Here is a 12,754-nt window from a genome sequence, read left to right on the forward strand (position 1 = left end):
TGGGTCCGGCCCCGCACCCCAGTCGGGGTGCGGGGCCGGAGCCTGACCTGCGGGTGAGGTTCTACCAGCTGGTCCAGTCACAGGTGAACGTGCACTGGACGGAGTTCTTGGCGGTGGCCGCCTCGAGCTCCTCGCTGTCGAGCGCCTGGAGCGCGTTGACATCGGTCGTCATCTGAATCACCTCCTTTCTCCTACCGCGTCGTCGAGGCCGGTCGGGCCGGCCTCCTGGCAGGTCTGTGTGTTGGGCATCCACATGCGCGGGCTTCCGTGGCGCAGTCGCAGCAGCGTGCCCAGCAGCCCGGACAGGCCGGTGCTGTAGCCCGCCGACACGTCGACCAGGCCCTCGTCGGGCACCAGGAGCAGCCCGGCGCGGAACACCCGGCGCGCGTGAGCGCACGCGAGGAGTTCCTCGGCCCAGCGCCGGTAGCGCGCGTCGTCCAGCGCCTCGGCCAGATCCAGCAGGAAGTCGGCGTTTCCGGCCAGGCCGTGGCAGGCGGTGGGCGAGGCCTGCCAGCGCTTGCGGTACACCTCCGCCGCGGCCTGCTCGGCCAGCTCCCGGTACCGGGGCAGGCCGGTGGCCTGCCAGAGCCGGATGAGGAAGGTGCCGACCCCCGAGGAGCCGTTGCACCAGTACGGCGGATGCGCGGACCCGGCGCCGGTGTCGGCCATCGGCCATCCGGCCGTCGTACCGTCCGACCGGGCAGCCGTCACCAGCGTGTCCCCGGCCTGCCGGGCCAGGTCGACGAAGTCCGCGCGCTCGGTCGCCGTCCCGGCGAGCAGCAGGAAGGTCCCCACGCCGGCGACGCCGTGAGCGAAGCCGAGATGCGTGGCGCCCGCCAGGACCGAGTCGAAGTCGGCCGGCACCGGCCATCCCACGCCCGACCGGCCCGGCCGGGCCGCTGCCACCAGCTGCTCGGCGGCCTCGACCACCCGGGTGCGGAAGCCGTCCTCGCCGGTGGCCTGCCAGAAGTGCAGCTGTGCCAGCCCGGCACCCGCCACACCGTGGCAGACGTCCGGACTCGGCCAGTCCAGCGGCACCTGCCGGGCCAACTCCAGTGCCTTGGAGGCCAGCGCGTCGTCCTTGGTCGACAGTGCGGCGTCGAGCAGGGCCCACGCCGTCCCCGACCGGCCGAAGTACAGGCCGGGCAGGGTCCGTACGCCCTTCCCCAGGCGGTCGGCGACCCACTGCGCGGTCTCGGCGACGGCGAGCCGCAGCCCGGCGTCGTCGCGGACCGCGGCGGCCGCGGTCAGGACTCCCAGCACTCCGGCGGCGCCGTACTGCACGTTCAGCGCGTCGGTGCGCAGGGCGAAGCCCTCGGCGGGCCACAGCCACTCGCCGTCGGGCGTCCGGCCGGCCAGCAGGTGGGTGAGGCCGTCGGCGATCATCCGCTCGGCCTCCTCGGGCGCCAGGCGCGCGTCCGGCGGCTGTCCGGCCTCGTTGCCGGTACCCGGTGTGGGGGCCGGCGTGGAGAGGAACTCCCGTACCCGCCGCAGGCTCCAGCGACTCCCGGGATCCTCGGCCACCAGGCCGAGGATCAGGGGTTCGAGGCGCCGCAGCTCACCGCTCGCCGAAAGAACCCCGGTGACCAGCTCGAAGCGCCGCTCCTCCTCGGGACGGACGGTCGGCCGGTCCGGTGAGAGGAGCAGATCCACGCCGCTGGCCAGGTGGAACAGCGTCGCACCGAGGCTGAAGAGATCGGCTTCGAAGGCGGGCGCGGGCCCATGGCTGGGAGCCGCCACCACCTCGGGCGCGCCGTACCCGGGGGTGTAGGCGCGGCGGGCCTGCTCGCCCGGCCGGGAGGCCGTCTCCACGTCGATCAGCCACAGCTTTCCCTCGGCGGTGACCATCAGGTTGTTCGGGCTCAGATCGCGCAGGACCAGTCCGGCCTCGTGCACCGCGTCCACCGCGGCGACCAGTTGCCCGGCCAGGTGCAGCACCGATGCGAGCGACCGGTCCGGCTGCTCGGCCACCCAGTTCCGCAGGGTCCCCCCGATGATCCGCTCCTGGACCAGGTACTGGTTCCCCCCCTGGCCGAACTGGTCGAGCGCCTCGGGGGTGAGCCCGAGCGGCCCGAGCAGTGCGAGCATGGCGGCCTCGTGCCGCAGACGGGCGGCGGCGTCCTCGCCGTTCAGGCCCGCGCCGACATCCCGCCGGGCCTCCTTGACGACCACCTCGCGGCCGGTCTCCTTGTCCGTGCCCAGGAACACCCCGCCCTTGTACGCGTGCCGGATGGCCCGCTTCACCACGTACCGGCCGCCCAGCAGCACCTCGGCCGGCCGCTCGGCACTGGCGCCGACCGGTTCGGGGAGCGGTGAGCGGGCCCAGTCGGGCGGGCTGTACCAGGCCAGTCGCTGATCCTTCTCCGGCTTCCCGTCGGGCGCCGTCACCAGGTACTCCCAGGCGCCGTCGTTACCGAGCCGCCTGAGACCGCGGAACGCGCCGTAGCGGTAGTACACCGAGCTCTCGGGCCGGTACTGCCGGTCGGAGAGGATCCCCGGCCCCGGCAGCCCCGCGGTGGCCAGGTGCAGCAGCTCGGCAAGGCGGCGGAACTGCTCCTCGTCGCTCGGATACACCGTGATGAACTTGCCGCCGCCGCCGCGGTCGTAGCGTCCGTCGACCAGTTCGGCGACCCGCTGCAGGGTCCCGGCGAACTTGAACGAGGCCTGATCGTCGATCAGTACCGACGCACAGCGGTTCAGGACCAGCGGCGCGGCGAGCGGGGTCGCCGTGACGTGCAGCTTCCAGCCCTGGGTCGGCCCGTTCGGGCGCTGTCCGGGGCTGACCCGGCACCAGAACTCCTCCGGGGTCACCGTCCAGGACGACCCGCCGCGCGCCCGCAGCAGCGACCGGACGACCTCCGGCAGGAACTCGGCGTCCCGGTCGGGGACCTGGGCGGCCACCGCGCCGTCCGGAGCTGTCATCGCCGCGCCTCCTTGGTGAACTGGCCGGCCGAGCCCCCCTCGGGCCTGGCGTCTGCCACCAATCCTGGCGGCGGGCCCGGCGCGGGGCATGGGGGTACCGCCCCCATCTTCCGGGCGGCTACCCCACCTCAGCCGGCCCCACCTCAGCCGGCCCCACCTCAGCCGGCCTCGGCTCAGCCGGCCCCGGAGAACTCGATCGCCAGCCGGCACAGCGACGCCCGGTCCGCCTGGCCGGTCTTCTGGATCAGGCTCGCCATGTGCTTCTCCACCGTGCGCGGCGAGATGGACAGCCGGCGCGCGAGGTCCTGGTTGCCGGGCCGTTCGACGAGCAGGGCCAGCACCTCGTACTCGCGCGGGGTGAGGCAGTACCTGCGCAGCGCCTCGGGTATCAGCTCGCTCCCGCTGCGGTGCTGCGCGACACTCACGCCGGCCTGCCGGAGCAGGGCCCGGCAGGCCGACGCCACCGAGGGGACGTCCAGAGCGTGGAAGTACTCCTCGGCCGTCCGCAGCCACCCCACCGGGTCACCCCAGCCCTCGGCCAGCGCCGCCTCCGCGACCAGGCGCAGGCCCAGGTGGTGACCCGTCGGGAAGAGCCCGCCGGTCCGACGCGCCTGCTCGACGACCTGCGCCGCCTCCTCGGCCCGGCCCTCCCGCCCCAGCAGGACGGCGTCGGCGAACAGCAGGAACTGCCGGTTCCAGGCCAGTTCCGCCGCCGGGGCCCCGGCCACCACGAGGTACTCGGCCCGCCCCGCCGTGCCGGCCAGGACCGCCAGCAGCGGCCGCAGGCCGTACCGCCCGGCCAGATAGAACACGTTCGGGTGCTGGGCCTCCCACTGCGCGCCGGCGGCCAGCTCGGCCGCCGCCGTCTTCCGGTCCTCCTCCAGCAGCGCGCAGACGGCCCGGCAGAGTCCCAGCATCACCGGCGTCAGGAAGGACTTCTCGCCCCCGGCCTGACGGAACGCCAGCAGCACGCGTTCCATCTCCCGGCGTCGGCCGCGGTGCGCGGCGAGGATGGCCGAGGTCAGCAGCAGGTAGCGGTGGATGTCCAGATTGCGCATCCGGGCGCTGGCGTCGAGACATCGGCCGATGATCTCCTCGGCCGTCGCCGGATCTCCCCGCAGCACCGCGTTCATCGCCAGCAGGCTCTCCACCCGCTGGTGCAGCGTGATCGCACCCAGCTCCTGGGCCGCCGCTCTGGCCTGTTCGAGCCTGCGGGCGTCACCTGTCCGCATGAAGGCGTTGGCGCCGAGCCGGAGCAGGGCCTCCAGGCGCCAGACCGGCAGGGCGTTCGCCTCGGCCACGGTGAGCATGCGTTCCAGACAGCCGTCCGCGTCGTCGAAACCGCGTTCGCGGGCCAGCAGGGCGAGCAGCTGCCAGGCCTGGCAGGCCAGCACCGGACGCTTCTCCCGCTCCGCCACCTCGGCCGCCTCCCGGGCCGACCGTTCGGCGTCGACGGCCCGCGCGTCCTGGCTGGGAAGCAGCGCGAGGTGGCCCTCGATCACGTCGAGCGCGGCGGTCTGCGCGGGTTGGCCGCGGTCGCCGAGCAGCGCCCGGGCCGCCGCGAGTTGGGCGACGGTCTCCGGGCAGCGTTCGGCGATCACCGCCGCCCAGGCCAGCCGGGTGTGCAGCTCGATCCGGCCCTCGGCCGCCGGGCTCGCGGCGCCCGTCAGCGGCAGGTCGTCGGCCAGGCCGATGGCGCGGTCGAGCTGACCGGCCTCGGCCAGCGCGCACGCCAGTGACGCGGTGATGTCGGTACGGTCCGCGGCGGCCCCGAGCTCCTGGCCGCGCTCGAGGAGCCGGACGGCCGATCCCGAGGCTCCGTCGGCCAGCGCCTGGCGGCCGGCGTCGGCGTAGAGCAGAGCCGCGCCCGTCCGGTCGCCCGCCGCCAGCAGGAGCCCTGCGACCAGCTGGCAGCGGTCGGCGGACAGCTCCGGTTCGGCCTGCTGGATCGCGGCCGCGGCCCGCCGGGCCGGGGCGGCCCGTTCGGCTGCCGGGATGCTCGCCAGCACGGCCTCCGCGGTGAGCGCGTGACGGAAGGCGTACTCACCCGGGGCTGCGTCGTCGGGCAGGACGAAGTTCCCCGCCACCGCGGCTCTCAGGTGGGCGAACAGGCTCGCGTCGTCGTGCCCGGTGATGATCTGCAGGGTCGCGACCGAGAACCGCGGCCCCAGGGTCGCCGCCAGCAGGAGGAGTTCCCGCACCGGCTCGTCCAGCGCGGCCAGCCGCTGGTGGTGGACGTGGACCACCGCCGCCGGGACGCTTCCCGAGAGGTCGCCGGCCACCTGCCAGCCGTCGGTGCCCGGTCGCAGCGCTCCCGAACCGACCATCTCGGCGAGCAACTCCTCGACCAGGTAAGGGTTTCCGTCGCTCGCGACGGTCAGTCGCTCGACCACGGCAGGCGGCACCCGGTCGGCCGGAACACCCAGGCAGCCCGCGGCGATGGCCTGGACCGCCCGCCGCTCCAGGGGCTGCGGTGTGACGACCGAGGCCATCCGCCGCCGCTCGATCGAGCGCACCAGGTCGAGTGCGGCCCCCGGCTCCGGTCGCAGGCTGGCGACGAGCAGCACCGGCAGTCCGGCGAGGTTGTCGACCAGGTACTCCACCACGGCGACCGTCTCGGAGTCCGCCTCGTGCAGGTCCTCCAGCACCAGGACGCAGCCGGCCTTCCGCCCGAGGACGGCGAGCAACCGCAGCAGCGCCTCGCCGAGTTCGACCAGGCTCTCCGGGTAGTCCGGGGCCGGTGTCTGGCGCCACTCCTGGACCACCCGGGCCAGCACCGGCCGGTACGGTCCGAGCTCCGGATCCTCGGGCGGCCCGCCGATCCGGAAGTGCGAACTCAGCGCCTCGACGATCGGACGGAACGGGGTGCCCGCGCCGATCGCACTGCCCCGGCCGCGCAGCACCGGCAGGCCCAGCGCGGTGGCCTGCTCGGCGGTGCAGCCGATCAGGCGGGACTTGCCGATCCCGGCCTCACCCAGCAACAGGACCGAACGGCCGCCGCCGCTCTGCAGCTCGGTCAGAGCCGCCTGGAGCAGGGCAAGTTCGACGTCACGACCGACGACCGCCGGCGAAGTGGTTGGCATGCGCCACACGCTAGTGGATGGCTCCGACGTACGCGGTCAACTCGGGCAGCCGGTACGCCCGTAGGCGCACCGGCTGCCCGACCTGGTCCTATCGCTGCGTCAGATCCAGCTCATGGTCGTGAAGATGTCCCGCTGATCGACTGTCGCGGCCCCCAGCAGGTCGGCGCGGCGGGTGAGCCCGTCGCCGGTCCGCAGCCGGATCTCACCGGCCGGGTGATCGGCGTTCTGGTTCCGCCGCGCAGTCGGCTGCTTCCACAGGTCAACCCTGTTCTGCTCGTCCATGGCGTTGCGTCTCCTTCTCTGAGGGGTCGAATTCTCCGAGGGGTAGCGGCCGACGGGATGCCGGCCTTTCGTTACTCGGCAGCCGCAGCAGCAGTGCCGAAGTCGTGGTGTCCGCGAACCCGAGCCGCAGCAGTCCGTGGCCGATGCCGGCCAGACCGTTCAGCAGGCCGGGGGACGCGAGGTGACCGGGGGTGCCGCAGCGCGGCCCGGTCCGTGCGAGGGTGGCCAGCAGCGCTGCGGCCCGGTGGTCCCGCGCGGCCCGTTCGGCTGGTCCGGTGGCCCGGCCGAGCAGTTCGAGGGCGCCGAGTTCGCCGTGGCACAGGCTGTGGTTGGGCAGTCGGCCGCCGGTCACGACTGCGCGAGCGGCGCGTTCGACCAGTGCGGCCAGCTCCGGGTCGGCCGCCGCCACGGTGCTGTCGGTCACCGCCAGCGCGACGCCGGGCAGGCCCGCACACCAGGACAGGCCATCCGCCGCACGGGCCGCCGAGCGCAGCGCGGCCAACCCCGCGCGCTCGTACCGGGCATCGCCGCCGGCCGCCGCGAACCTCAGCAGCGCCCAACCGACCCCGGCCGCACCGGCGGTGAAGCCGGGTGCGGCGGGCAGCGGGCGGTCGAGGAGGCGGGCCGCGCAGTCCCGCGCGCCGCGCCAGGCCTGGGCGCTGCCGGTGGCCTGGTGCACGCCGAGCAGCGCCACCAGGCCGCCGGCCGTACCGTCGGCGACCCCGGAGGAGTCCTCGGCCTCGGCGGCGGCGACGGTGAGGGCGGTGGCCGGTTCGAGCCAGTCGCGGACCTCGCGGTCGTCCAGCAGCACGGCCACCTGGGTCAGCGCATGCAGGAGGCCGCCCAGCCCGGCGAAGGCCCCTGATCCGACCGCGCCGAGCTCGTCGGGCCTCGCCGCGAGCCGGTCCAGCAGGCGCGGGACCGGCCGCAGCGCCCGGCGGGCCACCTCGGCGTAGCGCGCGGCTCCGGTGAGCGCGGCGAGCTGGGCGAGGAACAGGGCCGGCCCCGGATACCCGCCGCCCAGCTCGGCGCCGGCCGGCGCGAGCCGCCAGCAGCGGTCCCCGAGCAGGTGGAGTCCGAGCCAGTTCGCGCGCTGCGGGCCCAGGTGGGCCCGATCGACCAGCTGGTCCCCGATGGCCCGGGCGGCGGCGAGCAGCCGTCCGGAGTCCGGAGCAGGTCCGGCGGCCGGGCCGGACGGTTCGGGCAGCGGTTCGCCGGTGTCGTGCGCGGGCGCGGTCGACCTGGTCGCCAGCGACGCCCGGATGATCCATTCCTGCTCGTCGAGGTCGGCCGGCCCCATCGCCCGGATCTTGTCCGCCACCCGGGCCAGGCCCGGCCGGTCGAGGGCGCCGGACATCCGCCGACCAGTGCCGGTCCACAGGTCCGTCGCGCCCGGCCTGGTGGTGAACAACGGGACGTCGCCGTCCCACAGTTCGGCGATCTCGTCCTCGACGAGCCCGGGCCGGCCCTGGCCGAGCACGTCCGTCTCCAGCAGCCGCAGGAGTCCGTCGCGCTCCACCCCGTCCCGCAGGACGTCGGGGTGGGTCGACTCGTCCAGGAGCGTCCCGTAGGCCTGGGTCGCCCGGGTGATCACCCGCACCTCGTCCTCGGCGAACCGGTGCAGCAGGCCGTGCGGACCGGCGAGGTCCACCCACCCGGCGGTGATCGCCCGGCAGCCCGTGCGGAAGCCGGCGACCAGCGCCTCGGTGTGCTGCACCGGGTCGGCGTCCACCCCGTCGAGCCGGGGGCGGTTCCCGGCGCCGGCCAGCTCGCCGGCCTGGCGGACCAGCCGCATCTCGTCGGTTCCGTCGGCAGCCCAGGCCACCACGTCGTTCGGGAAGAGCGCCCCGGGGTCGCCGCCGAGGCCCGAGACGTCCAGCGCCGCCAGGTCCCCGAGGACCGGTCGGGGCAGCAGGGCGGTCCGCTGCACCGACGACTCCAGCACGAGCGCCGCCGGGTCCTGCTCCGCCTGGTCCCGGCCCGCTGGGGCAGGCGGGTGGAAGAGGGTCTCGACGTCGACCAGGACGGGGTGGTCCGCGCAGGCGACCAGGTTCTCGAAGTGCAGGTCGGTGCCGTCCAGCGCGTGCAGCAGGGCGAGCCACGCGCCCTGGCGGAGATAGAACCGCTCCACCTGCTCCGGGCTCACGCAGGGTTGCGGGGCGACGAACTCCACCCAGCCGTAGCCGGGCCGGTCCAGCAGCGCGGGGGTGCGCAGCCCCGGCGTCCCGGGCTGCTCGTTGAACCAGCCGACCAGCTCGGTGAAGTGCCGGTGCGCGCGGAGCGATCGCGGCTTGTACACCACCCGGTCGCCGCCGGCGAAGTGGAGCACCGCGACGCTGCGACCGCGACGGTGTCCGTCACCGGCGGTCCGGACGGCGGTCAGCGCTCCGGGCTCGGCGCCCGACAGCAGGGCGGCGACCAGGTCGGCCCGGTCGGCGGCGAAGCGGGCGAGCAGCTCGGTCAGGGCCTCGGCGGCCGCCAGCGAGGTCCGGGCCAGCAGCCGGGCGAGTACCGGGTACTCGTGGCACAGGGCGCGCAGACCCTCGCGGCTCGCGGCCAGGGCGAGAAAGTGGCGGAACCGCTTGGACGGCGTGTCACCGAGCAGCCGTCCGTTCACCCTCGCCACGTTGAGTTCCAGGACGAGGGTGCGGGCCGCCTGCCGGGCCAGGCTCTCGGCCAGCTGGTGCACGAACAGCGCGCGGACGGCGGCCAGGTCGACCCGGGCCGGCGCGCCCGGCGTCACCAGACGGGTCGCGGCCAGTTCGGCGAAGGGCGTCACCACGGTCCTGAACCAGGCCGTGCCGCGCAGCTCCCCGGGCGGCACGACCGGCGTCGCGGAGGTCGCCAGGACTTCGTCGACGAACGCGGCCCAGTCCGGCCGCAGGTCGCCGGGCCGCTCGGCCGCGGACAGGCCGCGTGACCACCAGGCAGCCGCAGGCGGCGGCCCGGTCGTACTCCTGAGCGACGAAGTGATCACAGCGCCGAGCGTGGCAGCCCGCGCCCGGCCCGCACAAGAGGCCGCCGGAACCCTCGCGCCAGGGCTGCGGTCCCTGGGGGCCCGTCCCCCACAGGGGTGGTAACGGCTGATCAGAAGATGGGTGTGGAACCCCCATGACCACAGCACGAAGGGGCGGTACCCGGATCGGGTACCGCCCCTTCGGTGTGAGGTCAGCGCGTCAGTGCACGTTGCCCATCAGCTTGATGACGTTCTTGCGGTACATCACCAGCGCGACACCGGCCACTATCGCCGCCACGCCCTGGATCGCGAAGTACCAGGTGCTGCCGGTGGCGTTGCCCAGGCCGAGCTGGATGATCGCCGCGACGCAGTCGCCCGCCGTGACGGCGAGGAACCAGATACCCATCATCTGGCTGGCGTACTTCGCCGGGGCCAGCTTGGTGGTGACCGACAGGCCGACGGGGGAGAGGGTCAGCTCGCCGACCGTCTGCACCAGGTAGACCATGGCCAGCCAGAGCGGCGAGACCTTGACGCCACCGGTCGCGGCGGCCATCGCCAGCATCATCACCAGGAAGGAGGCGCCGATCATCAGCAGACCGAAGGCGAACTTCATGGTGGTGCTGGGGTTCTTCATGCGCCGGGCCAGCCAGACCCAGAGCCAGGCGAAGACCGGGGCCAGCGCCATGATGTACAGCGGGTTCAGCGACTGGAACCAGCTGGACGGGAACTTCCAGCCGAAGATCGACAGGTTGGTGCTGCTGTCGGCGAAGACGCTCAGCGTCGAACCGGACTGGTCGTAGATCATCCAGAAGACGGCCGCCACCACGAAGAACCAGATGTAGCCGCGGATCTTGGAGTGGTCGTCCGCGGTCAGGTCCTTGTCGCGCTTGATCCGGGCGAACACCACGATCGGGATCGCGATACCGGCGATCGACAGCGGCCAGACCGCCCAGTTGATGGTGAACGTGCCGCTCAGCACCACGACGCCGTAGAAGACCGCGGCCAGGGCCAGCCAGAAGGCGCCCTTGCGCAGCAGGGCGCTCTTCTCGACCGAGGTGATCGGCGAGCTGACGACGCTGCTCTTGGGGCTGAGGTGGCGGGTGCCGAACAGGTACTGGCCCAGGCCCAGCGCCATGCCGATACCGGCGAGCGCGAAGCCGAGGTGCCAGTCGACGCTCTGTCCGACGGTGCCGATGACCAGCGGGGCGGCGAAGGCACCGAGGTTGATGCCCATGTAGAAGATGGTGAAGCCGCCGTCGCGACGCGGGTCGTTGGGCCCCTCGTAGAGGTGGCCGACCATCGTCGAGATGTTGGCCTTCAGCAGGCCGGAGCCGACCGCGATGAAGACCAGGCCGACGAAGAACGACGCCTCGACCGGGACCGCCAGCAGGAAGTGGCCGATCATGATGATCGTCCCGCCGAGCGCGACCGTCTTGCGGGCACCGAGGAACCGGTCGGCGATCCAGCCGCCGGGCAGGGCCAGCAGGTAGACCATCGCGTTGTAGACGCTGTAGACGGCGGTCGCCGTGGCGACCGGCATCCCGAGACCGCCGTGCTTGTGGTCGGCGACCATGTAGATGACCAGCAGGGCGCGCATGCCGTAGAAGCTGAAGCGCTCCCACGTCTCGGTCATGAAGAGCGTGGCGAGTCCTCGGGGGTGCCCGAAGAAGGTCTTGCCGCCAGGCGGAGCCGGCGTGGTGCCGGCGTCCAGGGTGGTGGTTGACGCCATCAGTAGTGGTTCCTTGCCTGAGTCTGACTGGGACGCGCCGCCAAGGGGGGTGGAGGCGGGCGTCCGAACACCGCGGGGCTCCTGCGGACTTCTGGGGGCAGGGGGTATCCGCAGTACACGACACGGGGACGCGACCACTGTACGTCCGCTTTTTCACTGACATCGGCGCATAAAGAACACCAAAACGGTAACGGGCCGCTGAAGTTCTACGCGCGAGGATCTTCTTAATCGATGGTAATCCAGCCAGAAGCCCTTCGAAGCCATGGTCCAACTGCGGGATCTTCGCCTCGGCGGGGTGCACGACCGGCACTGCGGCCGATACCTGGGGGAACCCGTGCGATCACCCGGTGTGAACTACTTCACAGCGGCCGAACGGCCCTGTGCCCCGCCGTGCGAACCCTCAGTTCACGGTCGGTCACGGGCCGGTCGGGTCCGGGCGCGGGACCGGTTGATCCGGAGCGACGATCAGCGGCGTCCGAGCGGACTACCATCGCCCCATGACCTGTGTGCTGCTCGCCGAGGACGACCCCGCAATCTCGGAACCGCTGGCCCGCGCGCTCCGGCGCGAGGGCTACGAGGTGCTCGTCCGGGAGGACGGCCCGTCAGCCCTGGAAGCCGGCCTGGAGGAAGAGGTCGACCTGGTCGTCCTGGACCTCGGCCTGCCGCGGATGGACGGTCTTGAGGTCTGCCGCCGCCTGCGCGCCGACGGCAAGAGCTGCCCCGTCCTGGTGCTCACCGCGCGCGCCGACGAGGTGGACACCGTGGTCGGCCTGGACGCCGGCGCGGACGACTACGTGACGAAGCCGTTCCGGCTGGCCGAACTGCTCGCCCGGGTCCGCGCGCTGCTGCGCCGCGGCAACGTCGACTCGCTCTCCACCGGCGCGCACGGTGTCCGGATCGACATCGAGTCGCACCGCGCCTGGGTCGGCGAGGAGGAGCTGACGCTCTCCGCCAAGGAGTTCGAGCTGCTGCGGGTGCTGGTCCGGGACGCCGGGCGGGTGGTCACCCGCGAGGACATCATGCGCCAGGTCTGGGACACCACCTGGTGGACCTCGACCAAGACACTGGACATGCACATCTCCTGGCTGCGCAAGAAGCTCGGCGACGACGCCACCAACCCGCGCTACATCGCCACCGTCCGCGGCGTCGGCTTCCGCTTCGAGAAGAACTGACGAACCTCTGGGTGGTCAGTAGCGGTAGCGGGCCTTGAGGATCTTGATCTCCTTCTCGTCGGCCCGGTACACCAGCCGATGCTCGTCGTCGATCCGCCGGGACCAGTAGCCGGCCAGGTCGCCCTTGAGGGGCTCTGGCTTGCCGATCCCGCTGAAGGGGTCACGTTGGATCTCGCCGGTCAGGCGGGTGATCCGCTGTGCCATCTTCCGGTTCGACCCGAGCCAGAAGAGGAAGTCCTCCCAGCCGTCCGGGTCGAAGTGGACACTCCTCATACCTCACCGGCCAGGGCTTCCAGCTCCTCCATGGTCTTGCTGACCGTCGGGCTGGATGCCTTGTCCCTGGCGACGGCTTCCATGAGCCGCCTGGCGTTGGCGGGCGACCGCAGAAGGTAGATGGTCTCCTGCCACGAGTCGTAGTCGTCGGCCGACATGAGGACCGCGTCGCCGGCCTTCGAGGTGATCCGCACAGGAACGTGGTCGTCGTTCACCTGCTGGATCAGAGGGAAAAGGCGTGTCCTCGCGTCGCTGGCGCTTATGGCCATGGCTGCCCTCCGTAGGCTGTACTGAACTGGTACGAGTTAACGGTACCGGTCATGTACGGTTTTTGGTG

At 72.8% G+C, this 12,754-nt stretch carries 9 protein-coding genes; 1 reads left to right on the forward strand and 8 read right to left on the reverse strand.

From position 1 onward, the window contains the following. Positions 1-61 precede the first annotated feature (61 nt). From P3T37_RS31440 to P3T37_RS31465, 6 genes are all read right to left on the reverse strand, one after another. On the reverse strand, positions 62-172 hold the full coding sequence (locus P3T37_RS31440) for an ALQxL family class IV lanthipeptide (protein ID WP_280727318.1): 111 nt from the start codon (positions 170-172) through the stop codon (positions 62-64). A gap of 5 nt (positions 173-177) precedes the next feature. Then, entirely contained in the window at positions 178-2,922 is a 2,745-nt protein-coding gene (gene lanL / locus P3T37_RS31445; protein WP_280727319.1) for a class IV lanthionine synthetase LanL, read from the reverse strand. A gap of 173 nt (positions 2,923-3,095) precedes the next feature. Then, entirely contained in the window at positions 3,096-6,005 is a 2,910-nt protein-coding gene (locus P3T37_RS31450; protein ID WP_280727320.1) for an AAA family ATPase, read from the reverse strand. A 99-nt stretch (positions 6,006-6,104) separates the two neighbouring features. Beyond that, positions 6,105-6,287, reverse strand: coding sequence for a hypothetical protein (locus tag P3T37_RS31455; protein ID WP_280727321.1), 183 nt, complete (start codon positions 6,285-6,287; stop codon positions 6,105-6,107). Continuing rightward, positions 6,265-9,264, reverse strand: coding sequence for a type 2 lanthipeptide synthetase LanM family protein (locus P3T37_RS31460; protein WP_280727322.1), 3,000 nt, complete (start codon positions 9,262-9,264; stop codon positions 6,265-6,267). The genes P3T37_RS31455 and P3T37_RS31460 overlap by 23 nt, the downstream gene beginning before the upstream one ends. 199 nt (positions 9,265-9,463) lie before the next feature. Continuing rightward, a complete protein-coding gene (locus P3T37_RS31465) occupies positions 9,464-10,972 on the reverse strand; it encodes an oligopeptide:H+ symporter (protein WP_280727323.1) in 1,509 nt (502 codons plus the stop codon). A gap of 497 nt (positions 10,973-11,469) precedes the next feature. On the opposite strand from P3T37_RS31465, the gene P3T37_RS31470 reads away from it, so the two are divergent. Continuing rightward, positions 11,470-12,144: a response regulator transcription factor gene (locus P3T37_RS31470; RefSeq protein ID WP_035801071.1), complete on the forward strand. Its 675-nt coding sequence runs from the start codon at positions 11,470-11,472 to the stop codon at positions 12,142-12,144. A gap of 15 nt (positions 12,145-12,159) precedes the next feature. On the opposite strand, the gene P3T37_RS31475 is transcribed toward P3T37_RS31470, so the two are convergent. Both P3T37_RS31475 and P3T37_RS31480 read right to left on the reverse strand, forming a co-directional pair. Further along, positions 12,160-12,417: a Txe/YoeB family addiction module toxin gene (locus P3T37_RS31475; protein ID WP_280727324.1), complete on the reverse strand. Its 258-nt coding sequence runs from the start codon at positions 12,415-12,417 to the stop codon at positions 12,160-12,162. Beyond that, positions 12,414-12,686 (reverse strand): type II toxin-antitoxin system Phd/YefM family antitoxin, encoded by a 273-nt coding sequence (locus P3T37_RS31480; protein WP_280727325.1) that lies wholly within the window; start codon positions 12,684-12,686, stop codon positions 12,414-12,416. Before P3T37_RS31480 ends, P3T37_RS31475 begins: the two co-directional genes overlap by 4 nt. Positions 12,687-12,754 lie beyond the last annotated feature (68 nt).

The sequence above is a fragment of the Kitasatospora sp. MAA4 genome (genome assembly GCF_029893355.1).
Taxonomy (GTDB): Bacteria; Actinomycetota; Actinomycetes; order Streptomycetales; family Streptomycetaceae; genus Kitasatospora.